This window comes from Corallococcus sp. AB045, from assembly GCF_003668895.1.
Lineage (GTDB): Bacteria > Myxococcota > Myxococcia > Myxococcales > Myxococcaceae > Corallococcus > Corallococcus coralloides.
This window is the reverse complement of record NZ_RAWN01000008.1, coordinates 1-24,249: the sequence shown is the minus strand read 5'-3', so window position 1 is coordinate 24,249 and position 24,249 is coordinate 1. Positions and strand designations below refer to the sequence as shown.

Here is a 24,249-nt window from a genome sequence, read left to right as displayed (position 1 = left end):
TCGCTACAGCCGGGCGACACCGAAGGAGTTGGGCGACAGCGTGCGGCGCGAAGCCTCGTCGCACGTGGCCAGGATGAACCCGAGCACCCGCCGCGTGTCCCGGGGGTCGATGACGCCGTCGTCGAACAGCCGCGCGCTGCATTGGAAGGCATCTGACTCGCGGTCGAACTGCTCGATGAGCGGCTTCGCCATCCCGTCCAGGAACTCCTGATCGGGAGGCAGCCCCGCGCGCCGGGCCTTCTCCGTGGCGACGATGGTGAGCACCTTCGCCGCCTGCTCACCGCCCATCACCGCCGTGCGTGCGTTGGGCCAGGCGAAGATGAATCGCGGGTGGAACGCACGGCCGCACATGCCGTAGTTGCCCGCCCCGAAGGCACCGCCCAGCAGGAGGGTCATCTGCGGCACGGTCGCGTTGGCCACCGCCTGCAACATCTTCGCGCCGTGCTTCACGATGCCGCCCTGCTCCGACTGCGTGCCCACCATGTAGCCCGTGGTGTTCTGCAGGTAGATGATGGGCGTGCGCGCCTGACAGCAGAGCTGGATGAACTGTCCCGCCTTCGTCGCGCCCTTCGCGGTGATGGGCCCGTTGTTGCCGATGAGGCCCACCGCCCTGCCCTCGATGCGCGCCCAGCCGCAGACGGTGAGCGCGTCGTAGTCGTCCTTGAAGGGCGAGAAGTCCGAGCCATCCACGAGCCGCGCAATCACCTCGCGGCAGTCATAGGGCTTGCGGTGGTCCATGGGCACGACGCCGCACAGCTCCTCCACCGCGTAGCGGGGCGGCTCGAAGGCGGGACGCGCGGACGCCGGCAGGGCGTCATTCCACCCCAGCGACGCGACGATCTCCCGCGCGATGCGGATGCCGTCGGCGTCGTCCTCGGCGAGGTGGTCCGACGTGCCGGCCACGGTGGTGTGCATCTCCGCGCCGCCGAGGTCCTCGTCCGTGGCGACTTCACCCGTGGCCGCGAGCAGCAACGGCGGGCCGGCGAGGAACACCTTCGCCTTGCCGCGCACCATGACGACGTGGTCGGACAGGCCCGGGATGTAAGCGCCGCCCGCGGTGCTCGAACCGTGGACGACGGTGACCTGGGGGATGCCGGCCGCGGACAGCTTCGCCTGGTTGTAGAAGGTCTCCCCGCCTGGGATGAAGATCTCCTGCTGGTAGAGCAGGTTCGCCCCGCCGCTCTCCACGAGCGACACCACGGGCAGCCGGTTCTGCAGGGCAATCTCCTGCGCACGCAGCGCCTTCTGGACACCCCAGGGCGTCGCCGTGCCGCCCTTCACGGCGGAGTTGCTCACGAACACCAGGCAGCGCACACCGGACACGAAGCCAATGCCGATGATGGTGTTCCCACCGGCCAGCGAGCCGTCGCTGTCGTCGTGGTGCTTGTAGCCACAGAGCGTGGAGAGCTCCAGGAAGGGCGAGCCCCGGTCGAGCAACAATGCCAGACGCTCACGCGGGAGCAGCTGACCGCGCTGCTTGAACTTGTCCCGGGCCAGCTGCTCGGTGTCGCGCGACTTCTGCTCGATGGCGCGCAGCTCCGCGACGCGGGCGAGCATCTCCTGGCGCTGCGTGGTGAAGGTGGCGGAGGCCGGTTCGACCTGGGAGACGAGCGTGGGCACGTCACTTCTCCTTCGGGCCGTCGAGGATGGCGGGCCCCTTGGCCAGGTGGAACCCGTCGTAGGGCTTCGAGTTGTCGTGCTCCGAAAGCGGGAACGCCTTGGTGTTGCAGGACGCGCCGCCGTCGATGCGGATGACCTCGCCGGTGATGAACGCCGCCACGTCGGAGAGCAGGAACACGATGGCGCCGCTCACCTCCGCCTCGGTGGCCAGCCGGTGCAGGGGCACCTGCTTTCGCAGGAAGGGGATCATCTCGCGGACGAAGGGGTCCTCGTAGGTGTCCAGCCCGCTGGAGGCGACCCAACCGGGCGCGACCGCGTTGACGCGAACCCCGGAGGCGGCCCACTCGACGGCGGCCGTCTGCGTCAGGTTGAACATGCCGGCGCGCGCCGCGCCCGAGTGCCCCATGCCCGGCATGCCGTTCCAGGCATCCGCGAGCATGTTCACGATGGCGCCGCCGTGCTCACTCATGGACTGGGTGAACACCTCGCGCGCGACCAGGAAGCCGCCGGTGAGGTTCGTCGAGACGACCGCCTCGAAGCCCTTCTTGGAGATCTGCGACAGCGGCGACGGGAACTGCCCGCCCGCGTTGTTCACGAGCCCGTGGATGCGGCCGTGCTTCTGGACGACGGCGGCGACCATGTCGCGCACCGCGGCCTCGTCCCGGATGTCCACGGAGTGCTGCGTGGACGCGTGGCCCTCGGCGGAAAGCTCCTCGGCGACCTTCGCGAGCTTCTCCGGCTTGCGGCCCACGAGGACGATGTGCGCGCCGAGCGACGCGAGCTCGTGCGCGGTGCACCGGCCAATGCCGCTGCCGGCGCCGGTGACGATGATGGTGCGGCCCGCGAAGGAATTCGGGGCGAAGACTGAACGGTATCCCATCGTGTAGCTCCTCAGCCGCGCGCCTTGCGGGGCAGCGTTCCCATGGCCTTGCTGATGATTCCGAGCATCACCTCGTCGGCGCCGCCGCCGATGGACCCCAGACGCAGGTCCCGGTAGGCGCGGGCGACGGGGTTGTCCCAGGTGAAGCCCATGCCGCCCCAGTACTGGAGGCAGCCGTCGACGAGCTCGCGGGCAAGCCGGCCCGACTTGAGCTTGCACATCGAGGCGAGCTTCACGACCTCCGGGTCGTCCTTGTTCTCAATGTACATGCCCACGGTCCGGTAGATGAGCGCCCGGAGCGCCTCCACCTCCGTCTGCAACTCAGCGAGCCGGAAGTGCACGCTCTGGTTGTCGAGGATGGACTGGCCAAAGGCCTTGCGCTGGCGCGTGTACTCCGCCGTCTGCGCGATGAGCCGGTCGAAGGTGACCAGGGTGCTCGCCGACACGAACAGCCGCTCCTCCTGGAACTGCTGCATCTGCATCGCGAAGCCGCGGCCCTCGTCGCCTATGCGGAAGCGCGCCGGGACACGCACGCCGTCGAAGAAGAGCTGCGCCGTGTCGGACGCCCACATGCCGAGCTTGCGGATCTTCGACCGCGTGATGCCGGGGCGATCCATGGGCACGATGATGAGCGACTTGTTCGCGTGCGCGGGCCCGTCACCCGTGTTGGCGAGCAGGCAAACCCAGTCCGCCTGCATGCCGTTGGTGATCCACATCTTGCTGCCGTCGATGACGTAGTCGTCGCCGTCGCGGCGCGCCGTGGTCGTTACGCTCGCCACGTCGGAGCCGGCACCGGGCTCGCTCACCGCGATGGAGCAGACGCGCTCGCCCGTGAGCGTGGGCGCCAGGAACTCCCGCCGCAGCGCATCGCTGCCGAAGCGCGCGAGCGCGGGCGTGGCCATGTCCGTCACGACGCCGATGGCCATGGGCAGCGCGCCGCAGGTGCAGTGCCCCAGCTCCTCCGCGAAGGCGACGGAGAACGACGCGTCCAGCCCCAGCCCGCCGAACTCCGTGGGCTTGGTGATGCCGAGCAGCCCGAGCTCGCCCAGCTTCTTGAAGACCTCCCGCGCCGGGAAGATCTCCGCGGCCTCCCAGGCGTCGACGTGAGGGTGCAGCTCCTGCTCCACGAACTTGCGGACGGTCTGGCGGATGGCGCGGTGTTCCTGGGTCTGCTGCATGGGCTTCCTCGGTGGAATCGGGCGCGTGCGAAGGCGCTACAGAAGCGATTCAGGGACGTCGACATGGCGCGAGCGCAGCCATTCGCCGAGCGCCTTCGCCTGTTGGTCGAAGCGGGTGGACGACGAGACGCCCTCGCCCAGCAGGCCCTCGATGACGAAGTTCAGGGCGCGCAGGTTCGGAAGCACGTGCCGCTGAATCTTGAGCTCCCGTGCCTCCGGAAGCAGTGCGCGCAGCTGCTCCTCCGTGAGCGTGTGCACCAGCCAGCGCCAGGCCTCGTCGGAGCGGACCCAGACGCCGATGTTCGCGTCCCCGCCCTTGTCTCCGCTGCGCGCCAGGGCCACCTGGCCGAGCGGCACACGCCGGCAGGGTCCGGGCGGCAGCACCGCGGGCAGCGACGGCGCGGGGACGGCTTCGAGCCCCCGCGTCTCCTCCGTAGGGCGCACGTCGATGCGCCGGCCATCCGGGAGCACCGCGACGTGCGGCACCTTCCGCGCATCCACATAGGCCGCGGTGTAGACGCCGAAGGGCGAAGCATCGCCGGGCAACGCGGGCAGGAAGAAGCCGGGGTAGCTGGACAGGGCGAGCTCCACCACGGCGCCGCTGAAGGAACGGCCAGCGACCTTCGGGTCGGCATCCTTCACGGTGACCCGCAGCGTCGCGGACGCCTGCTCCTCGCTCGGAGCGTCGGCGTGGTCGGTGCGCGCGAGCGTGTAGAGGACCTCGGCGGGCCGGGGCTTGAGCGTCGCGTCGAGCTGCGCCCGCACGAGCGCGGCCTTCTCCTCGATGTCCAGACCAACGAGCACGAACTGGGCGTCGCCGCGGAAGCCGCCCAGGCGGTTCAGGCACACCTTCACGTCCGGAGGAGGCGGCTCGCCGCGCACGCCTGACAGGCGCACGCGGTCGGTGCCGTCGGCGTCCACCACGATGGTGTCGAAGCGCGCCGTCGCGTCAGGGCCGGCGTAGCGGGCCCCGCCAATCTCATAGACGAGCTGGGCCTTCACGGTGTCCACGGTGACGGCGCCGCCGGTGTGCGGATGCTTGGTGATGATGCTGGAGCCGTCCGCGAAGATCTCCGCGAGCGGGAAGCCGGGCCGGCGCACGTCGATTTCACCGAAGCGCGCGAAGTTGCCGCCGGTCGCCTGGGCTCCGCACTCCAGGACGTGGCCCGCGACCATGGCGCCCGCGAGGCAGTCCCAGTCGTCACGCTTCCAGCCGAAGTGGGCGGCCGCGGGACCGACGACGAGCGATGCGTCCGTCACGCGCCCCGTGACAACGATGTCCGCGCCCCCGTCCAGGCACGCGGCGATGCCCCAGCCACCGAGGTACGCGTTCGCCGTGAGGGGCTGGTCGAAGCCCAGCTCGTCCGCGCGTCCAACGAGGTCATCGCCTTCGACGTGCGCGATGTTGACGGTGAACCCGAGCTTCGTGGCGAGCGCGCGCAGGTCGTTCGCGAGCCCCTCCGGGTTGAGGCCCCCCGCGTTCGCGACGATGCGGACCTTGCGCTCCACCGCGAGGCCGAGCGTCTCCTCCAGCTGGCGCAGGAACGTCCGCGCGTACCCGCCCGACGGGTTCTTCAGCCGGTCGCGCCCCAGGATGAGCATGGTCAGCTCCGCCAGGTAGTCGCCGGTGAGGACGTCCAGCGGACCGCCCTCCAGCATCTCCCGGAACGCGGAGAAGCGGTCGCCGTAGAAGCCGGATGCATTGCCGATACGCAGCGAACGCGCGTCCATCGCACCTCCTGAGCCAGGGAGCGGCGAGTCTGTCCCCCACGTCCGAATAAAGCAATCACGATTGCTTTTTTCTTCCCGCCGCAACACTGTGGCCCCATGAGCGGCACGGCGAGCGGAACGACGCGGCAGGAGCAGGAGCGCAGCCGGGTGACGCGGCAGAAGCTGATGACGGCCGCCATCGAAGTGCTGGTGGAGAAGGGCTGGGCGGGGGCGACCATGGGCGCCATCGCGGAGCGCGCGGGAGTGTCACGCGGCGCCTGTCAGCACCACTTCCCGACGCGTGCGGCCCTGGTCGCGGCGGCCGTCGAGCACGTCTTCCGCCAGCAGGTCGAGGAGCTGGTGCGGCGCGCGAAGGGCCTGCCGGAGAGCCGGCGGCGCGTCGAGCCTCTGTTGAACCTGCTCCACGACGTCTACGCCGGCCCGCTCTTCACCGCCGCGACGCACCTCTGGGTAGCGGCCGTGGCGGATGAAGAGCTGAAGGCCATCCTGCTGCCATTGGAGACGCACGTCGGCCGCGAGGTGCACCGGCTCACTGTCGAGCTGCTGGGACTCGATGAACGCGACCGCGACGTCCGCGACGCCGTGCGTGCGACGCTGGACCTCCTGCGCGGACTGGCGTTGGCGAACCTGCTCCACGACGACACGGCCCGGCGCCGCAAGGTGTTGGCCCACTGGGCGCGGACGCTCGAAGCGCAGCTCGCGCCCAAGCGCGCGACGCAGGCGGACTGAGCCCGGTCGCGCGCTGACGTCTCGTAAGGCTCAGCAGCGGTAGAGGTAGCTCAGCGCGGTGATGTCCGTGCTGGTGAACTCACCGGTCGGGTTCGCGGGGAGGCAGGCGTTGAAGATGGACCCGTTCACGTAGGACGTGGAGGGCGTGCCGGGGATGAGGATGGCCCCTACGCCCGCAGTGCCCTCGCTGCCGCCGGTGCCACAGCTGATGACCTGGGAGTAGTAGTCCGAGTGGCGCATGCCGAGCGCGTGCCCCAGCTCGTGGGTGATGATGTGCTCGACCGTGTCGAGCGGCGCGGTGTTCCACCCCGTGCCGATGTTGATGGTCCCGTAGGGAAGGCCCCCGGAAGGATAGCCCGAGTTGTAGGCCATGCCCGCCACGGTCGCCGCGGTGATGTTCGCGTTGCAGCCGGTGGTCGGGCCCCGCACCATCGTGAAGCAGAGGCCCAGGGCGTTGTAGTTCTGGATGGCCAGGTCCAGGCCCTGGCTGAGGCGGCTGTAGCTGTTGAACGAGGACGTGGGGTTGATGCAGATCTTCCGCACGAGCGACTTATTGACCACGTTCGTCGTCCGGTACTGCTCCGCGCTGTCCCCACCGGACTGGAGCATCTCGCGGGAAGCCTCGACGCTCACCTGCGCGTCGCCGCCCACGTAGACGGACTCGTCCACGACCTGGATGTCGCCGGGCTGGAATCCCGCCTCGACCAGGTTGGAGACGATCTCCTGGTGCTCCTGCCCCAGGTCGGTCCCGCAGCCGGACAGCAACGCACCACAGCCCACCACGAGCACTGCCGCTCTCTTGAACATGGTCGTCTCCCCTCGGTCTGGCTTCAGCGCGCGACGATGTCGGCGTCCACCAGGTACGGAGACGCCGCGACAATCGCTTCCGTCGTCCAGCCCCGGTTGGCGCCACGGCCGGTCTTGTCGCAATCGCCGTCGGTGTGGACGCCCACCAGTTGGCCCTGACGGTTGAGCACGCCCGCGCCTGAGCTTCCGACCAGGGTGTCCAGGTCCACGTAGTAGACCAGCGAATTGCAGGCATCCAGGTACTCGCCTTCGGCGATGGACTTGGGCTTGCCCCGAGGGTGCTGGATGATGGCCAGCCTCTCGCTGGGAACGGCCGACAGCAGGACCGGCGTGACCTCGGGAGTCACGTCGAGCTGGATGAGCGCGTAGTCGGGTTCGAGCGATTGCTCGATGACGGTGCCCTCGGTGATGAGCGGGTCTCCGTCAGACTGTTCCTCGAAGTTGAAGACGATGAGCGACCGGTCACCGAGCGCGACACAGTGCCCCGCCGTCACCACCACGGGACCCGCGCTCGCTTCAATCAGTGTTCCGGTGCAGCGCCCGTCAATCAGGACGACCGCGTCCTCGACCGTCTGCGCGACGTCCGCGAACTCGCCCTGGTAGCTGTTGATGGGGGTGAAGTCAGCGGTCGGGCCACACTGCGTCTGGCCGCGAACCTCCGGAGGCGGACGCACCCGCGACGCCGCGGGGTCCTCACACACCACCGGATGGGAAACCGCGGGCACCTTCTCTTTTCCACAGGCCGCAAGGCCCAGGAGGATGAAGGTGCCCGCGAGGATGCGACCCCTCGGACTCATGAAGGACTCAAGGGGCCGCAACGCCATCGCTTAGTAGAGGGCGTTCAGCGCCGTGATGTCGGAGCTGGTGAACTCACCGGTCTCCGTCGAGCGGAAGCAGGAGTTCATGATGGAGCCGCCCACCGTCGCGGTGCTCGGCGTGCCGCTGATGAGGATGGCGCCCACGCCCGCGGTGCCCTCGTTGGAGGCGGCGCCGCCGCAGCTGATGGCGCGGTTGTAGTAGTCCGAGTGACGGAAGCCGACCGCGTGACCCAGCTCGTGCGTGATGACGTGCTCGTTCACGTCCACGCTGTAGCTCTGCAGGCCGGTGCCGATGTTGATGGTGCCGTAGGGGTTGCCGCCCGACGGGAAGCCCGCGGAGCCGCCGGCGCCGGACATGGTCGTCGCGGTGATGTTCGCGCTGCAGCCCGTGGTGGGGCCACGCGCCATCGTGAAGCTCAGGCCGCGCTGGTTGTAGTTCTGGATGGCCAGGTCCAGGCCCTGGCTCAGGCGGCTGTAGCTGTTGAACCCGGACGTCGGGTTGATGCAGATCTTCGTCTTGGTGGAGCTGACGAGGTTCGTCGTGCGGTACTGCTCCTGGGTCGCCTTGTCCGCAGGCTGGAGCATCTCGCGCGAGGCCTCCAGGGTCACGTGCGCGTCGCGGCCCACGTACACCTGGCCGTCAGCGATCATGATGTCGTCCGCGGGGAACCCGGCCTCGACCAGGTTGGAGACGATCTCCTGGTTCTCGCTCTCCAGGTCGGTACCGCAGCCAGACAGCAACGCACCACAGCTCGCCACGAGGACTGCCGCCTTCTTGAACATTCGTCGTTCCTCTGCGTTCGGGGGAGATCCGCTGCCGCCTGACCTTCCCGTCAGCCGCGGACAGCTTGCCCAGCCACTGAGCAACTGCCGGGCCAGCCGCGCTCCAGAGGGAATAACTGGCTTTTGTTGAATTGCTTGGAGCGCCAGCACTCCAGCTTCCAAGAATGTGAGCGTAACGAACTGTAACGTTTTGGGTCGCAAGTGCTTGTTGTGACGTGGTTTTTACCTGTCATCCCGCAACCCACTGATTTTCGGACAGGGGTGTCTTTTCATCAGTCACCCTCCCCTGGGTCGCATTTACTCCCACTATCCAGGAAAAACGCACAGATCGTGCGATAGCTGCGAATTGAATCCACTCCCGGTATTTCCCGTCCCATGATCATGCGCCCTTCCCTCCCCCTCGCCGCGCTGTTGGGTGCGGCCCTGTCGTTCCTCCCCGGCTGCGAGAGCACGAAGTCGAGCGGCCCTTCCGCATCCGACACGCGGGCCCAGGACGCGGCATCCGTACAGGCCTCCGAGGCCTGGGCGCGCGCTCGCGTGGGTGACCGCGTCACCTACTCCTTCAATGCGACGCGGGGCCCCGAGCCTCGCGGCGGCGGCACCGCGCGCACGATCCAGGGCCAGCTGACGCTGGAAGTGGTGGCCGTGCAGCAACCCTGGGTCTGGGTGCGCGCGGCCTACCGCGATGAAGGCGGCAGGCCGCTGTCCCAGGTGAGGCTGGCGCAGGACCTGATCATCCCCGTGCGCGCGGACGTGTCGCGCCCGCTGGACGTGCCGCGCGGAGGCACGGCCACCGCCGAGGTCGCCTCCAGCGCGGGCCGTAGCTGGGAGGCCGTGCGCTACGTCAGCGACCAGCGCTCCTTCGACGGTCCCCTGCGCACGCGCGTGTACGCCAACGCTCCGGGCCCGCTGTACCTCGCCCGTGGCCTGATTGAAGCGAGCACGGAGTCCGCCGGCTTCCGCGTGCCGGGCGGATACCAGCTGAAGCTGCAAGAGGCCCGTGAGGGCTCGGCCGAGGCCAGCGCTCCGGTGCCCGCGCTGGAGCGGCCCCTGGGCCCTGGCGCGTACTACGAGCGATACGTGGACGTGGGCCCCGCGCCCGGCGTGCAGCGAGTGTGCTTCAGCGCGGAGCGCGGCTACCTCCTGCGCACCGAGGGCCCCGTCGACGCCAATGCCGCCCCCTGCTCCGACTTCTCCCAGGCCGAGCCGGAGCCCCTGGAGGAGCTGCTGATGGGGCTGCCGTCGGAGGTGGTGTTCACGGAGGACTGGCCGCCCGCCGCGGCGGCCAACGGCACCCGGGGCACGTTCAGCGCGGAGGGACACGACGTGCCCGCCCTCATCACCCAGAGCAACGAGGACGTCGAAGGCACCCAGCGCGTCTTCTCCGATACCTACGCGGCCGACCCGTGGGCGCCGGGGCTCGCGGGCCTGCCGTATGAGGCGCGCTTCCAGCCGCTCGCCAACAGCACCGACCGCGTGGTGACGGGCGGCAAGCGCGAGCCGGAGGGCGGCACGCGCATCGTGCGCTGGGGCTCGTGGCTCGCGGGACAGAAGTGACGCGGGCGTCCGGGTGACACGCGTTACGGAGCGGGTGTGTCGCTCCGTGCGCTGTCATGGCCTCGCACCCATTCGACCTGGAGCACCGCGCCGGATGGGCGGTGCGTCCATTCCTGGAAGGACGCGCGGAACGCCTCCACGGCCGCGAACAGCGGACTGGACGGCTGCCACGACAACGCAGCCGCGTCCCGTGCCTCGCGCACGTCCAGACCGATGAGCAGCGTTCCCGCGGCCTGTGCGGATTGCATCGGACGCACCGAGAGACGCCGGTCTCCCTCCAGCCGGTACACCAGGGCCGTGACATGTCCGAGGACCCAACCCGCGACGACCTCCCGGTCCTCGCCGGTGGGTGCCTCGACGGACAGGCGCAACGCGACCGATGGGGTCTCGTTGGCGCCCAGGGGCTGGAAGAGCGCCGCCCAGGCGGAAGGCGCGCGGGAGGTGCGGGCCTTGGCCACCAGGTCGCGGGCACGGAGCAGTTCCTCCCGGATGACGCGGTAGGTGGACCGCGACACGTTGCGCGCGGTGTTTCGAGCCGGGAGCGCGGGGGCGATGACGGGAAGGAGGTCGCGCTTGCCTTCGGGCCGGTAGCGCGCCGTTGCGGCCGTGAGCGTCACCGGCTGGGGCCACGGCCAGGAGGAGAAGGTGCCGAAGAAGTGCGAGAGCAGCGCCGCGTCGGACCGCATGGCATCCGGAGTCGCGCGGGTGCAGGCCCAGGCCGCCAGCAGCGTCCACGACAGTCCCCCGAGGTAGCCCAGCGCGTGCGAGTAGATGCCCCGGGCCCGGGCCCAGGCCTTCACCGCGCGCATCAGGGTCCGGAACCGCGCGGTCCGTTCGGCGTCACGTGCGATGGCGTCCATCACGCCCAACGTGTCCGCCAGGCCCAACACGGCCCGGAGGCCCGCGGGGTCGAGTTGCTCGCTGTGCCGCTCGAGCAGCGTCAGAGGGTCATCCGGGGGCACGCCCTCCGGACGGCTCGCATAGGCCAGGTCGAAGCTCACGCCCCCGAGGGAGAGCTTCACCAGCGGGATGGCTGCGTCCGCCACGTAGCGGGCCGTGCCCGGTGCCAGTTCCTGGAGGAGCGCTTGCGCGAAGGCGTCGCGGGACAGCTCAGCCGGTCCGATGGCGACCGCGTCCACGTCACTGCCCGCGCCATCCGTGCCCAGGAGATAGGAGCCATACGGATGCAGCGTGGCGCCGATCCGTTCGCAATGCTGGCGCAGTTGATCCACCGCCGCGGTCCTGGCGGCGTGTCCTTCGTGTGACTCGACGGCTCCGATGGAGGCCTGTGCATCGCGCAGCGGAGCGTCTTCATGCTCCGGGATTGCGCGGGGTGCCTGTGCCAGGGGAATGCGCCGGATGACTTCAAAGGGCGTGTCCCCCTTCCTCCGGATGAGGCAGAGCTCGCCCACGCGGAACTTCAGCGGTCGCCATGCGCGCTGCCACTCGCCGAGCGTGCGGACGATGTCCGCGGAGAGCGGGAGCTGTCCCACGGAGAGGTGGGGCGTGAAGCCACCGTGGGCGGACGAGGCGCATTCAGGCAGGGCCGCCACGAGCTTCGCGTGCAGGGCCGCCAGCGCGCCGGAGGGCTGGTCATCGGGGCGGAGCCACGCTGTCGCGTTGGCGCGGTGCTCGAAGTGGCCGAACGTGGAGAGCGTCACGTCGAAGGGCTCGAAGCCCTGGAGGGCATCCACGAGGATGGCTTCCGCCGTCTCGAAGTCCTCTTCCGGAACGAAGGGATACAGCAGCGTGATGTGAGGCATCCACCGCTGGAACTTCGCGTCGTGCTTCTTGCGCAGTGCCTGGATGGGGCCCCAGACATCGTCAGGAGGGATGAGCACCAGGGCCGTGTGGTGGACCAGCGCCGTGGAGGAGCGCGCGGTGAGTCCCACGAGGGATGCGACCGCATCACGCCGCAGGACACAGCGCAGTCCGAAGTGATCCGAAGCGAAGAGGACCTGGCCGCTGGGCCCGGGCGGCCCCGACAAGGGCGCTTCGCCTAAGAGCTCCACGGACTCAGGAGCGAGCCGGCCCGAAGGAGACGCCACCAGCACCCGGTCCAATCGCCGGAGCGCTCCCGAGACGGTGGTGAGCGCCGCCAGGCTGTTCAACCGGGGGTTGAACGTCTCCCCCGCTTCCGAAGGTCTCAGCGTGGGCCACGCATCCACGAAGCCGGCGCGCGCGAAAGACTCCGCTTCCGGTGCACCGTCGCCGAAGTTGAAGTCACCGGCCAGCACCAGGTCCGGCGCCTCGGTATCGCTCGTGGAACCGAGCACGCGGGCCCATTCGAGGAGGGCCTCGACCTGCACGGCGCGCGCGGAGGCTCCTGACGCGTCCCGGTCGCTCGTCAGGTGCGGCGTGGCCACCCACAGGGTGCCGCCCGAGAGATGAAGCTCGGCGGTGATGATGCGCTTGTCGCGAGAGAAGACGCGTTGCCACACGGAAGCGAGCGGCACGCGCGACAGGAGCACCTGTCCGTAGGGCGTCACGGTGTGCGCACCGGGACCGTCAGACATCCAGTAGCGCTCACGCACCCAGGGTTCCGCGAGCAGGGCTTTGAGGAACGACGGGGTGACTTCCTGAAGAGCGATGACGTCCGCGCCAGTCTCACGGAGCAGCGCGAGCGCCGCCGGAGTCCTGCGCTCGGTCGCCAGCAACTCCGCGTCGTACAGGTCGAAGAGGACGTTGAAGGTGGCGACGGTGAACGGCGCCGCGGCGGGAAGCGCGTGGCCCGGCTCACGGGAGGCCTGGGCCCATGCGCCCGAGCGTGCGTCGTACCGCCACGCGGGCAAGGGCGTGAACCCCGGCACCGTGACGGGAAGAGGAGGCGCGGACTCCTCCACGGGCCGGGAGTTGCTCAGGAGGTCGATGCGCGCCTTGCGGTCCCACACCACCTGGGCCCCGCGCTTGAAGTACCAGACGCGGTGCCACGGAATCTCGCCATCGGGGACGAACGCCTCGAAGGGCATCTCCTCCATCACGCCACGGTGCGCGTCGTAACCGACGACGAACTCGCGGGTGTCATGCCGCGAGTCCCACCGGATCCGGTGATACACCTCGCGGCTGGTCGTGAAGCGTTCCTGGGACATGGCGAGGATCCATAAGCAATGGGAAGCGGATGGCACGCCGGGTCGGCCGCGCACGCGCCGCGTTGACGCGAGGAATTGAACGAGCCTGACGCGGAACACGCTGGCCCGTGTCTTGCCATGAAGCCCTCATGGAGGAAGACACGGAATGGGTATTCGCGCAGGCGTGGTGGGGACGGGGTTGGTGGTCTTCTCTTTGTTGTCGGCGGGTTGCAGCGACCAGTCCCCGACAGTCGATCCGCAGGAGGGAACCGTCACGGATCCGTCCGATGGAAACGAAGTTCCCTCGCTCCCCCCTCCGGGTTCCCTTCCGGACGCCGGCACGCCCCCTCCGGGTGAAGATGGCGGGACACCCGATGCCGGCGAAACTCCCGACGCGGGGACGCCGCCGGATCCCGATGCCGGCACCGGCGAGACGCCCGACGCAGGACCGTGGCCCACGGACGCGGTGCTCGACTACACACGCTCGTACGGCGCCGGCACGCCCCAGAGCGTCGGCGTGGATGAAGGGCTCAACCTCTGGCTGCTCGACGGCCGCAGCATCGGCGTGCTGCGCCCGGGCGACACCCAGCCCACGTGGACCTCCAACGTCGGGCAGGCGGCGGAGCCGTTCGGCCTGGAATCGCTCGCGACCGGCTCCACGGTCATCTGCGGCGGTGAGGCCGGACGCGCATACGTGGGCTATTCCGCCAACGAGATGAAGCGTGCCGAGGGCATCGAGCAACGCACGTACATCCCCTGGAGGGGCGAAGCGGGCTACTCCGCGGAACGCTTCGCCGAGTACCGGAAGGGAGACCTCGACGCGGTCCGCCTCCAGCCGGACGGCAGCATCAAACTCGAGGAGCACCTCTGGCGCACCACCGGCGCGTCGAACGCGGGCCGCGAGGCGGGCATCCACAACACCAATGACTTCCACTACGAGGAGGACCGCACCGTCCTCAACTGCGCTCGCGTGACGCGCGGCCGCGACCGCGGCGACCTCTACATCACCACCAACCACGGCGTGACACGCATCCAGGGGCTCACCTACAACAGCCACCGCCACCCGGGCTGGTACCTCTACGAGGACGGCTCGGAATGGGGCTCGCTGCAGTGCCCCTACATGCACGGCCTGGGCATCGGGCAGAACGGTGACGTCCTCGTCGCCAACGAGCAGATGGTAGGCGTGCTCGTGCCCAGCCCCAAGCTGGAGGAGTGGGACCGCGAGCACACCTGGGAAGGCCCCACGCCCTGGTCGTTCAAGAGCTACAACGACGCGCTCAACGGCCAGACCACCGACGACTACTGGCGCGCCTTCGAACAGGTCCGCTCGGGCCGCTACTACCTGGGCAGCGAGCAGTACGGCGTCTGGGCGCTGACGCCGAAGAACCGCTCGACAGGCAGCTGGTCGAAGCTCGCGGGGCTGCCGTCCAACCGCATCCGCTCGCTCAAGGCGACGGACGACGGCGCGCTCTACATCGGCACCGACGGCGCCGGCCTCTGGCGGCTGGAGCCCGATGGCACCACGCTGGCCCAGGTGAAGGACGTGTCCGGCCAGCGCGTCCTGCAGCTCGTCTACGAGCCCACCGTGACGCCGAGCATGCTGCTCGTCCTCACCAACCAGGGGCTCACCGTCCTCCGGGGACCGTAGGCCCCGGTCCTCAGACGAGCTTCGCCAGGGTGGGCAGCACCTGTCCGCTCAGTCCCTGGACGAAGTGATGGAAGCGCTCCGTGTTCGCGGCGGACTCGTAGTTCACGAGCCACGTGTCCCCGCGCACGGAGCGCACCTCGTCCACGATGCCCGCCGCGGGCCACACCGCTCCGGACGTGCCCGCGGCCAGGAACACCAGCCGCGTGCCATCGTCGCGCGTGATGAACTCGCCAATGCGCGCCAGGTCGTTGGGGTCCAGCATCTCCCCGAACCAGACGATGTCCGGCCGCAGCCGGCCCCCGCAGCCGTCGCACTTCGGCACCGTGCCCGACGGGTGCACGGAGGTGTCGGCGAAGGGTGCACGCTGGCAGTCCGCGCACTTCGTGCGGAAGAGGTTGCCGTGCATGTCCACCACGCGCTGGCTGCCCGCCTTCGTGTGCAGGCCGTCCACGTTCTGCGTGGCCAGGAGGAAGCGGTCACCCAGGTGCTGCTCCCAGCGCACCAACGCGTCGTGGCCCGGGTTGGGCGTCACGTCCGCCGCCCCCGTCCGGCGCTGCGAGTAGAAACGCCAGACGAGCGCGGGGTTCGCCTCGAAGCCCTGCGGGGACGCCACCGCCTCCACGGGGTGGTTCTCCCACAGCCCGTTCATGCCCCGGAAGGTGGGCACCCCGCTCTCCGCGGAGACTCCGGCGCCGGTGAGTACGAGCAAGCGGGTCTTCGAATCCAGGACAAGCGGTTCCACACGACCTCCAGTGCCAGCGGGCACGAGGGTTGTTAGAAGGGGCGAGACGGAATTCCTGACAGAGGACCCCATCATGGCCGAAGTCACCCTGGATCTGCGCGGTCAGCCCAAGACCGAGGCATACGCCGAGCTGAAGACGCATGCGCTCGCCATCCTCGAAGGCGTGGATGACGACATCTGCGCGATGGCGACGATGAGCTGCCTGCTGCACAACGCCTTCGGCCACCTGTGGACGGGATTCTACCGGGTGGTGACACCCGGGAAGCTGCTGCGCGTGGGCCCCTACCAGGGGACGCTCGGGTGCCTGGAGATCACCTTCGGCAAGGGCGTGTGCGGCACGTCCGCGGCCAAGGGCGAGACGGTGGTGGTGCCGGACGTGCACGCCTTCCCGGGCCACATCACCTGCGACGGGCGCTCCGCGTCTGAAATCGTGGTGCCGGTGTACGGGCGCGACCGCGAGCTGCTCGCCGTGCTCGACATCGACTCCGAGCACAAGAACACCTTCGACGACGTGGACCGCGCGGCGCTGGAGGACCTGATGTCCTGGTTCCAGCACCGCGCGGCCTGATTCCGCGCGGCGTTCAGCGCTTCGCGAGACGGGCGTAGGCCACGGCCAGCGCCCCCGCGAAGCGCGCGTTGTTCTCCAGGAGCGCCAGGTTCGTCTTGAGGGTCTTGCCCCCGGTGCGCTTCGCCATCTCGCCCAGGAGGAACGGCGTCACGGCCTTGCCGCGCACGCCCTGCCGGTCCGCGTCCGCCAGCGCCGACGCGATGTGCAGCTCCACGTCGTTGCGAGGCAGCGCGGCCTCCGCCGGAGGCGGCACGGTGTAGAGCACGCCCCCCTGCCCCAGCGTCTCGAAGCGCGCGTGGGCGATGCGCGCGGCGGCCTCCGCGTCGTCCGCGCGGTGCTCCAGGGAGAGGCCGGACTCGCGGCTGTAGAAGGACGGCAGCTCGTTCGTGCCCACGCCGATGACGGGCACGCCCGCGGTCTCCAACAGCTCCATCGTCTTGGGCAGGTCCAACACGGACTTGGCGCCCGCGCACACCACGGCGACGGGGTAGCGCGACAAGGCCGCGATGTCCTGCGAGATGTCCCAGTGCTCGGAAGCGCCCCGGTGCACGCCGCCGATGCCGCCGGTGGAGAAGACGCGGATGCCGGCCGCCGCGGCCAGCTCGCACGTGGCGCTCACGGTGGTGCCGCCGCTGGCGCGGGTGGCCACCGCCACGGCCAGGTCGCGCGAGCCCACCTTGAGGAGCTTCTCCTTGCCCTCAGCCAGGCGGCGCAGCGTGGCGTCCTCCAGGCCAATCCACACCTCGCCGTCCACGAGCGCGATGGGCGCGGGCACTGCGCCGGCGCGGCGAATGGCCTCCTCGCACGCGCGAGCGGCGGCCAGGTTGTCGGGGTACGGCAGGCCCTGCGCGACGACGCTCGTCTCCAGCGCCACCAGCGGCAGCCCGGAGTCCATCGCGCGCCGCACCTCGTCCGAATAGCGGAAGTCCATGGGCGGGCATTTACGCCACGGCCCGGGCGGCCGGACAAGCACGGGCGAGGGGAAACGTCGGCCCGGTGTCGCCTCCCCGAGGAAGAGCACCGCGCGTGCGTGTCACCCGCCAGGGAAGCGGTGCGGGCCGCGTGTTCGTTGCAGCTCCGTCGGTTGCATCCGGCCTCGCGCCGCCCTATGCCCCGCCGCCGTGAGCACCTCGTCGCCCGCGGTCGCAGCGCCTGCCCGTCTCCTCTCCGCCTCCGACCTGGCGATGATCGCCGTCGTGGTCGTCTGGGGGACGAACTACACCCTGGTGAAGGACGCGCTGGAGGGCATGCCGGCACGGGCCTTCATGTCGCTGCGCTTCGGGCTCGCGGCGCTCGCGATGGGGCTCGTGTTGCTCGCGGTGGAAGGCCACAAGCCGATGCCGTGGAAGGCGTTCCTGCAGCTCACCGCGCTGGGGTTCGTGGGCAACACGCTGTACCAGCTGTGCTTCATCGAAGGCCTCTCGCGGACCACGGCGGCCAACAGCGGCATGCTCACGGCGGTGAGCCCGGTGGTGACGGCGGCGCTGGGCGCGGCGCTGGGCATCGAACGGCTGCGGCGCCCGGTCGTCGCGGGGCTCTCGCTCGCGGTGGTGGGCACGCTGCTCGTCGTGGGCGCGCGAGGACCGAACCTGGGCGCGGAGACATGGACAGGTGACGCGCTGATCGTCGGCAGCTCGCTGTGCTGGTCCATCTACACGGTGGGCACGCGAGCCGTGGGAGAAGGCATCTCCGCGCTGCGCGTCACCGCCATCACCATGCTCACGGGAGCTCCGGGGGTCGTGCTGGCCGGCGCGTCCCAGGTCATCACGATGGACGCGTCGCGCGTGGGTGCCGCGGGCTGGGTGGCGCTCGTGTATTCGGCGCTGGTGCCGCTGGTGCTCGCGTACTTCGTGTGGTTCCGCAGCGTGCAGCAGGTGGGCACCAACCGCACGACGCTCTACGGCACCGGCATCCCCGTGGTCGCCGCCATCACCGCCTGGGCCGTCCGTGGTGAGCGCCCCACCCTGTTCCAGACGCTCGGCGCGGCGCTCATCCTCACGGGCGTGTTGATCAGCCGCCGCAAGGACACCGCCATCACGAAGGCCTGACCGCGCTCAGCCGCGAGTCCCCCGCTCCAGCGTCAGCCCGTACTCCTCCATCTTCCGGTCGAGCGTGGGCCGGCTGATGCCGAGCAACTCCGCCGCGCGGACCTTCTTCCAGCCGGACTCGCGAAGCGCCTCCGCGATGGCGTCGCGCTCCAGTCGGGCCACCTGCTCCTGCAACGTGCGAGGCGCCTGCCCCACCGCGCCCTCGCGCACCTCCGGAGGCAGCTGCGGGATGCCCACGTGGCCCGCCGCGTACACACGTCCCAGCCGCTCCGCGACCAGCTCCAGCTCACGCACGTTCTGCGGCCACGGATACTCCGCCAAGAGGCGCCGGGCCTCTGGTCCCAGCACCGGCGCTTCCCGCCCGCCATGCCGGGCACCGCGCAGCGCGAAGTGCTCCAGCAGCACCGGTACGTCCCCCCGCCGCTCCCGCAGGGGCGGTACCTCCAACTCGAAGCCCGCGAGCCCCCGGGCCAGCGCCGCGTCGAACTCCCCCCGGGACGCGAGCCGAGATACCGGTGAAGCACTGGTGGCGACGATGCGCACGTCCACGGGCTCTTCCCCGCCCTGCCGTGCTGGAGCCGCGCGCCGGGCCAGCATCCGCGCCAGCCGCTCCGCCGCGGGCCGGGGAAGCGCTTCCACATGGCGAAGCAACAGCGTGCCCGCGTCCGCGCGCAGCACCGCGGACGTCACTGGAGGCTGGCCGGGCGCACCCGCACGGCCGAAGAGCGCCACCTCCACCGCCTCCAGGGACTGCCGGCACTCCACCGTCACCCACGGCCCCAGCGCGCGAGGGGACTTCCCGTGGAGGAAGTGCGCCAGCAGCGCCTTGCCCGTACCCGGCTCGCCGTGCAGCACCACCGGGGCGGCGCTGCCCGCCGCCCGCCGAGCCTCCTCCACCACGCCCCGGAACGCCCGCGACGTCCCCAGCGGCGTCACCCACGGCGTCTCCGCGGCCTCCGCCTCTCCGCGAGAGCGCACCGCCGTATACGCCTCACCGCCCAGCCGCCCCAGCGACGCGAGCAGTTGGCCTTCGCCCTCGGTGAACGGCGACTCCTCGCGCTCCACGTACAGCACGCCAAAGGGCATCCCGCCCGAAGCCACCAGTGGCGAGCACAGCGCCGTGTCCGTCCGCCCCAGCTCCTTGCGCTCCAGCGCCGCCTGCACCAGCGCGCGAGGCACCTCCACGGACGCCGCGCCGGACACCGCCGCCGTGCGAAGCCCCTCCGGCCCGCTCAGGAGCGCCGCGGCGCGGTCCGCGTTGAGCGCGTGCGCCGTCTCCTCCGACAGCCGCCGCAGCACCATGGCCTCGCTGGTGGCCCCCAGCAGCGCCGTCCCAGCCGAGTACATCGCCGCGGCCGCGCCCACGTGCGGCAGCACCTCCTCGATGGGCACGTGCTCCGGCTCCGGGGCAATCACGCCGGAGGGCTCGTCGACGATGGACACCGGCGGCGGCTCGTACACCGCGATGGTAGCGCCCACGCGCATCCGGTCGCCCGGCCGCAGCACCGCCTCTTCCTGGAGCGCCAGCCGCTGCCCGTTGAGCAGCGTGCCATTGGTGGAGCCCAGGTCGCGCAGCCGCACCTGTCCCGCGACGGGGTCCAGGAACAGCTGCGCGTGGCGGCGCGACACCTGATCGTCTTCCAGCGGGATGTCGCAGGAGGGGCTGCGGCCGAGGGTCAGCTGGGAGACGACCTCGTACCGGCGCCCCGCCGAGGGGCCCGTGAGCAGCAGCAATGCCGGCATGCGGAAGAGAAGCCTAGCAGCGCCCCTCGGGGCGCCCGCAAGACGCGTCGGGTTGGACGCACAGCGCTACATGGGGCGTTCGGCGTTCAAAAGAGCGCGCAGCTCGGACTCGTTGAGCGGGCGGCCCTCCCGGGCGATGGCCAGGGCGTTGATCTGCTTCTCCTCCACCTCCACGTGGGCCCCCTTGCGCCACTCCGTGGTGTGCACCGCGCCATCCACCAGCCGGCCCACGACGGAGCCCTCGTCCCGGGTCACCGCCTCCAGCCACAGGTTCTCCACCACCACGTCGCCCTCCGGGTGCGTCTCGAAGGGGGCCCGCACCAGGAACGTGAGGGGCTCCATCAACCCCTTGCGCTGGAAGCGCGCCAGGAACGAGGGCAACAGCGCCTGCGCCTCCTCGTGCATGGCCTGGGTCTGCTCGGCCGGCTCCTTGGCGAAGCGTTCCCGGTACGTCGACAGGAGCTCCGCCGTGTTGTGCCGGCCCAAGGGCGACACCACCGTGAGGAACAGCCCCTCGTGGCCCTCGAAGGCATCCAGCGGAACGCCCAGCAGGTTCGCGCGGGCCTCCTCCGACGGGACCAGGGTGAAGCTCTGGCCCTCGCTGGTGGCCACCTCCGAGCGCAGCGCCGGGCCCTGCGCGAACGCCAGGTCCGTGCACAGCTCGTGGAGGAAACTCTCCGCGGCCAGCAGGTCGCCCTCGCCCAGGTGGAAGATCTCCACGTCGCGCGCGCCGAACTTCTCCATCCCGTGCGAATGCACCCACAGTGGCGTGTCCCCTTCCGCCAGCTCGATGGCGTGCAGGTGCACGTGGTCGCGGATGTCGAAGTCCAGCTCGGTGATCTCGGCCACGTCCTCGGGCTCGTGCAGCTTGAACGCCGTCATGTCCACGAGCACGCCCGGCGCCTGCTCCATCAGCGTGCGTACGGTCCACAGCGCCTCGAAGACGGGCAGCGTGGGCTGCGCGCCGCCCGGCTCCAGGAGGAACGCGTAGCAGGCCTGGGACTTCTCCACGCGCGCGAAGGCCTCCGGGCTGCCGCTGAACAGCTCCTGGGGGACGCGAGGACGGCCGTCGCTCAGGGGCTTGAGCACCACCTTCACCTCCGAGCCGTCCGCCCGCACGGTGAAGCCCCAGTCGCCCTCGTGCGGCACGAACTCCACCTCGTCCGTCGCGAACGCCGCGCGCAGCGCGTCCAGGGAGGGCGGCACGGACTGCTCGGTGGCCAGGACGTAGACCTCCTTCACAGGTGCTTCTCTATCTGTCGGAAGAGGTCCACGCGGTCCACCAGGTTGGTGAGGTAGTCCAGCTTGTCCGTCCCCAGCACCAGCACCGGTGACAGCGAGTAGCCCTCGAACCACTCCTCGTAGAGGGCGTTGAGGCGCTTCAGGTAGGCGGTCGGGATGTCCTTCTCCATGGTCCGCCCACGCAGGCGGATGCGCTCCTTCAGGGTGATCACCGGGCAGCGCAGGTAGATCATCAGGTCGGGCGGCCGGAGCGACTGGGAGATGGTCTGGTACAGCTCCCAGTAGGTGGACCAGTCCCGCTTGTCGATGAGCCGCTGCCGGTGGAGGTTCTTGGCGAAGATCTCCGCGTCCTCATAGAGGGTCCGGTCCTGGAGCACGGTGCCCGGCGTGCGCTCCAGTTCCCGGTGCAGGCGGAACTTGTGCGTCAGGAAGAAGAGCTGCGAGCGGAACGCCCACGTCTTCATGTCCTTGTAGAAATCCGCGAGATAAGGGTTCTGGTCATTGGGCTCGAAGGACGGCGTGAGGCCGTACTTCCGGCACAGGAAGGACGTGAGCTCCGTCTTTCCGGCCCCGATGTTGCCCGCGATGGCGATGAACTTTTTCCTGGCCACGCCACCCTTGCTTGTAACCCCAGCGAGCGGCATTCACCAGAAACAATGGCGGGGGGAGCCATGGTAGATAAAGTGCATGCCCCCGCCCCGTTCCGCACGTCCAGGAGCCCGTGCCGGCGCTCGCGCCGCGCCGCCTGGCTGCCCGACCGGTGAGCGGCACTCCCGGGGCCCTTCCGGCGCGCAGGCCCCCCGGTAGGAGGAAAGGCGACGCATGTTGCGCAAGCTGTGGTGCATCCTGGTGGTCGCGGTGTGGTCCCCGATCTGCTTCACCCTCGCATGCCTCGCGATGCTGGTGACGCTCAACCCGTCGCGCTCGGTCTGGGTCGCCCGATGGATCTGGTCGCCCGTGCTCCTGTGGGCCGGTGGCGCGAAGCTGGAGGTCACTGGCGGGGAGAACGTGGACCCGAAGCGGCCCACCATCTACGTCGGCAACCACATGTCCACACTCGACATCCCGGCCCACTTCCTCGCCGTGCCGGTGGACTTCCGTTTCGTCGCCAAGTCCCAGCTGCGCTTCGTGCCGTTCATCGGCTGGTACCTCTGGCTCGCGGGCCACGTCTTCATCAACCGCGGAGACCGTTCGTCCGCCATCGCGTCGCTTGAAAAAGCCGCCCGGAAGATCCGCGCGGGCACCAGCATCTTCCTGTACCCGGAGGGCACCCGCTCCCCGGACGGCCGCGTGCTGCCCTTCAAGAAGGGCCCCTTCGCGCTCGCGCTCAAGGCCCGCGTGCCCATCTGCCCCGTCACCATCGAGGGCACCGACAACGTGATGCCCAAGAACTCGTGGAACATCACCCCGGGCCCGGTGCGCGTGAAGATTGGCCGCCCCATCGACACCAGCGGCTTCGCGGACAACGACCGCGAGGGCCTGGCCCGCGCCGTGCGCGAACAGATCATCGCCGACAGCCTCTCCCTGGGCGGCAAGGGCGGTGACCCGGACACCGCCGTCGCCGCACCGAACCGCGAGGGCGTCGCGCAGCTTGCCTCCTCCGTCACCTCCAAGGCCTCCTGAGTTCACCGTGCCCCTGACGCCGCCCTCGAACCGCCTCCGCTCGCTCCGCTGGCCCGCCGCCCTCCTGGGGCTGGGGTTGCTCGCCACCGGCTGCGGCCACGGCCAGGCCCAGGCCCCCGCGCTGTCTCCCCAGGCGCAGGCGCGCGCGTACCTGGACGGCAACCAGCCGGATGAGGCGGTGAAGCTCCTGCGGGAGCTGCACGCGCGCACGCCGGACGACGTGGACGTGGCCCGCGCCCTCACCGAGGCCCAGGTGAAGGCCGGCCGCGCGGACGCCTGGACGGAGGAGCTGCGCCAGGCCATCGCGAAGAACGAGCGCGCGGTGGACCAGTACATGCTGGGCCTGACGCTCTTCTCGCGGGCCCGGGACGCGGGCGCCCCCACCGTGGCCGCCTTCGAGCGCGCCATCGCGCTGTCCCCCACCACCGCCGAGTTCCACTACCGCCTGGGCGTGGCGCGCCTGGAGTCGGAGCAGTACGCCGCCGCCCTGGGCCCGCTGCGCAAGGCCGTGGAGCTGGCCCCGGAGCGCGCGGGCTGGAAGCTGCCCCTGGCCAAGGCCCTGGCCCGCACGGGCGACACCGCGGGGGCCGTGGAGGCCCTGGGCACCGTCGTGCGCGGCAACCCCACCCCCACGGAGGTCGCCACCGCGCGGGCGCTGATGAACCCGCTGGCGGACCCGTTCCAGAACTTCCCCAAGGCGGCGGAGGCGAAGCTCGAGGAGGGCATGCGCTACCTGCACGAGCTGGACGCCCCCCAGCACGCCCTCATCGCCTTCGAGGAGATCCTCCACGACTACCCGGACCTGGCCGTGGTGCACGCCCTCCTGGGCCTGGCCTACCAGCGCCTGGATGACGCCGGCCGCGCCGTGGACGAGTTCAAGCAGGCCATCGAGCGCGCCCCCCAGGACGGCAAGAACCAGCTCTACCTGGGGGAGCTGTACCTGTCGCGTCAGCGCACGGACGCGGCGCGCACCGCCTTCGAAAAGGCCGCGGCGCTCAACCCGCTGCTGGACCTGGCCTGGTTCCGCCTGGGCGACCTGCGCCTGGAGGCCCGGGACCTGGACACCGCGAAGGAGGCCTTCCAGGTGGCGGTGACGCTGGCACCGGACTCGGCGGCCGCGCGTGGCAAGCTGTCGCTCGTGTACCAGTTGCAGGGGGACTACGCGGCCGCGCAGCGGGAGCTGAAGGTCGTGGCGGACAAGGATCCGGAGAACACCGAGTTCGCCCTGCGCCTGGGCCTGCTCTACACCGAGGAGGCCCAGAAGGCCCGCCGCCCCGAGGACCGCCAGAAGGCCGCGAGCGAAGCAGAGCGCTGGCTGGGGAAGGTGCTGGAGACCCAGCCCGACAACGCGGTGGCCAGCAAGGCCCTGCAGGTGCTCAAGGGCCAGTAGCCACCGGCGCACCGCCCCCTCTACACTCCGCCTCCGATGAGCGACGCGCGCAAACCCGCCCCTCCCAGCACCCC

The 24,249-nt window shown here is 70.2% G+C and carries 20 protein-coding genes; 7 read left to right on the top strand and 13 right to left on the bottom strand.

The genetic code is table 11. The annotated features are described in order from the left end of the window. Positions 1 to 3: 3 nt before the first annotated feature. Genes D7Y21_RS03360 through D7Y21_RS03345 form a run of 4 tightly spaced genes read right to left on the bottom strand, consistent with a single transcriptional unit; the run spans position 4 to position 5,409 of the window. Entirely contained in the window at positions 4 to 1,620 is a 1,617-nt protein-coding gene (locus tag D7Y21_RS03360; protein WP_120567120.1) for an acyl-CoA carboxylase subunit beta, read from the bottom strand. Position 1,621: 1 nt separating this feature from the next. Continuing rightward, complete coding sequence (locus tag D7Y21_RS03355) at positions 1,622 to 2,500, bottom strand: SDR family oxidoreductase (RefSeq protein ID WP_121711207.1); 879 nt, start codon at positions 2,498 to 2,500, stop codon at positions 1,622 to 1,624. Positions 2,501 to 2,511: 11 nt separating this feature from the next. After that, positions 2,512 to 3,678: an acyl-CoA dehydrogenase family protein gene (locus D7Y21_RS03350; RefSeq protein ID WP_121711205.1), complete on the bottom strand. Its 1,167-nt coding sequence runs from the start codon at positions 3,676 to 3,678 to the stop codon at positions 2,512 to 2,514. Between the two features lie 36 nt (positions 3,679 to 3,714). Beyond that, positions 3,715 to 5,409, bottom strand: a complete 1,695-nt coding sequence (locus tag D7Y21_RS03345) for an acyclic terpene utilization AtuA family protein (RefSeq protein WP_121711203.1) — start codon at positions 5,407 to 5,409, stop codon at positions 3,715 to 3,717. A gap of 96 nt (positions 5,410 to 5,505) precedes the next feature. Between D7Y21_RS03345 and D7Y21_RS03340 the strand changes: the two genes are divergently transcribed. Next, a complete protein-coding gene (locus tag D7Y21_RS03340) occupies positions 5,506 to 6,138 on the top strand; it encodes a TetR/AcrR family transcriptional regulator (protein WP_120567124.1) in 633 nt (210 codons plus the stop codon). Between the two features lie 30 nt (positions 6,139 to 6,168). Here the strand turns inward: D7Y21_RS03340 and D7Y21_RS03335 are convergent, their stop codons facing one another. From D7Y21_RS03335 to D7Y21_RS03325, 3 genes are read right to left on the bottom strand one after another with little or no spacing between them, the layout of a single operon-like run. Next, positions 6,169 to 6,945 carry a zinc-dependent metalloprotease gene (locus D7Y21_RS03335; protein WP_121711201.1) on the bottom strand — a complete coding sequence of 259 codons (777 nt, stop codon included), beginning with the start codon at positions 6,943 to 6,945 and terminating at the stop codon, positions 6,169 to 6,171. Positions 6,946 to 6,968: 23 nt separating this feature from the next. Then, positions 6,969 to 7,769: a serine protease gene (locus D7Y21_RS03330; RefSeq protein ID WP_121711199.1), complete on the bottom strand. Its 801-nt coding sequence runs from the start codon at positions 7,767 to 7,769 to the stop codon at positions 6,969 to 6,971. Between the two features lie 3 nt (positions 7,770 to 7,772). Next, positions 7,773 to 8,546 carry a zinc-dependent metalloprotease gene (locus D7Y21_RS03325; RefSeq protein WP_120567127.1) on the bottom strand — a complete coding sequence of 258 codons (774 nt, stop codon included), beginning with the start codon at positions 8,544 to 8,546 and terminating at the stop codon, positions 7,773 to 7,775. 381 nt (positions 8,547 to 8,927) lie between these two features. On the opposite strand from D7Y21_RS03325, the gene D7Y21_RS03320 reads away from it, so the two are divergent. Next, a complete protein-coding gene (locus D7Y21_RS03320; protein WP_304988551.1) occupies positions 8,928 to 10,103 on the top strand; it encodes a DUF6068 family protein in 1,176 nt (391 codons plus the stop codon). A gap of 23 nt (positions 10,104 to 10,126) precedes the next feature. On the opposite strand, the gene D7Y21_RS03315 is transcribed toward D7Y21_RS03320, so the two are convergent. Beyond that, on the bottom strand, positions 10,127 to 13,192 hold the full coding sequence (locus D7Y21_RS03315) for a poly(A) polymerase (protein WP_121711196.1): 3,066 nt from the start codon (positions 13,190 to 13,192) through the stop codon (positions 10,127 to 10,129). 145 nt (positions 13,193 to 13,337) lie between these two features. Between D7Y21_RS03315 and D7Y21_RS03310 the strand changes: the two genes are divergently transcribed. After that, a complete protein-coding gene (locus tag D7Y21_RS03310; RefSeq protein WP_121711194.1) occupies positions 13,338 to 14,819 on the top strand; it encodes a two-component regulator propeller domain-containing protein in 1,482 nt (493 codons plus the stop codon). A 10-nt stretch (positions 14,820 to 14,829) separates the two neighbouring features. Here the strand turns inward: D7Y21_RS03310 and D7Y21_RS03305 are convergent, their stop codons facing one another. Next, positions 14,830 to 15,561, bottom strand: a complete 732-nt coding sequence (locus D7Y21_RS03305) for an NAD-dependent deacylase (RefSeq protein WP_121711192.1) — start codon at positions 15,559 to 15,561, stop codon at positions 14,830 to 14,832. 73 nt (positions 15,562 to 15,634) lie between these two features. On the opposite strand from D7Y21_RS03305, the gene D7Y21_RS03300 reads away from it, so the two are divergent. Further along, positions 15,635 to 16,129, top strand: a complete 495-nt coding sequence (locus D7Y21_RS03300; protein ID WP_120567136.1) for a GAF domain-containing protein — start codon at positions 15,635 to 15,637, stop codon at positions 16,127 to 16,129. Between the two features lie 13 nt (positions 16,130 to 16,142). Here the strand turns inward: D7Y21_RS03300 and D7Y21_RS03295 are convergent, their stop codons facing one another. After that, positions 16,143 to 17,060, bottom strand: a complete 918-nt coding sequence (locus D7Y21_RS03295) for a pseudouridine-5'-phosphate glycosidase (protein ID WP_121711190.1) — start codon at positions 17,058 to 17,060, stop codon at positions 16,143 to 16,145. Positions 17,061 to 17,250: 190 nt separating this feature from the next. On the opposite strand from D7Y21_RS03295, the gene D7Y21_RS03290 reads away from it, so the two are divergent. Beyond that, entirely contained in the window at positions 17,251 to 18,177 is a 927-nt protein-coding gene (locus D7Y21_RS03290) for a DMT family transporter (protein ID WP_121711188.1), read from the top strand. Between the two features lie 6 nt (positions 18,178 to 18,183). On the opposite strand, the gene D7Y21_RS03285 is transcribed toward D7Y21_RS03290, so the two are convergent. From D7Y21_RS03285 to D7Y21_RS03275, 3 genes are all read right to left on the bottom strand, one after another. Further along, entirely contained in the window at positions 18,184 to 19,920 is a 1,737-nt protein-coding gene (locus D7Y21_RS03285; RefSeq protein ID WP_121711186.1) for an FHA domain-containing protein, read from the bottom strand. Between the two features lie 66 nt (positions 19,921 to 19,986). Then, positions 19,987 to 21,162: a DUF2314 domain-containing protein gene (locus D7Y21_RS03280; protein ID WP_121711184.1), complete on the bottom strand. Its 1,176-nt coding sequence runs from the start codon at positions 21,160 to 21,162 to the stop codon at positions 19,987 to 19,989. Further along, the gene (locus D7Y21_RS03275; protein WP_120567141.1) at positions 21,159 to 21,773 is read right to left on the bottom strand and encodes a deoxynucleoside kinase; all 615 of its coding nucleotides are present in this window, start codon (positions 21,771 to 21,773) and stop codon (positions 21,159 to 21,161) included. Before D7Y21_RS03275 ends, D7Y21_RS03280 begins: the two co-directional genes overlap by 4 nt. Before the next feature lie 211 nt (positions 21,774 to 21,984). On the opposite strand from D7Y21_RS03275, the gene D7Y21_RS03270 reads away from it, so the two are divergent. Together D7Y21_RS03270 and D7Y21_RS03265 are read left to right on the top strand one after the other, a co-directional pair. Then, a complete protein-coding gene (locus D7Y21_RS03270) occupies positions 21,985 to 22,785 on the top strand; it encodes a 1-acyl-sn-glycerol-3-phosphate acyltransferase (protein WP_199724628.1) in 801 nt (266 codons plus the stop codon). Positions 22,786 to 22,792: 7 nt separating this feature from the next. Further along, positions 22,793 to 24,175: a lipopolysaccharide assembly protein LapB gene (locus D7Y21_RS03265; protein WP_120567142.1), complete on the top strand. Its 1,383-nt coding sequence runs from the start codon at positions 22,793 to 22,795 to the stop codon at positions 24,173 to 24,175. Positions 24,176 to 24,249: the final 74 nt, after the last annotated feature.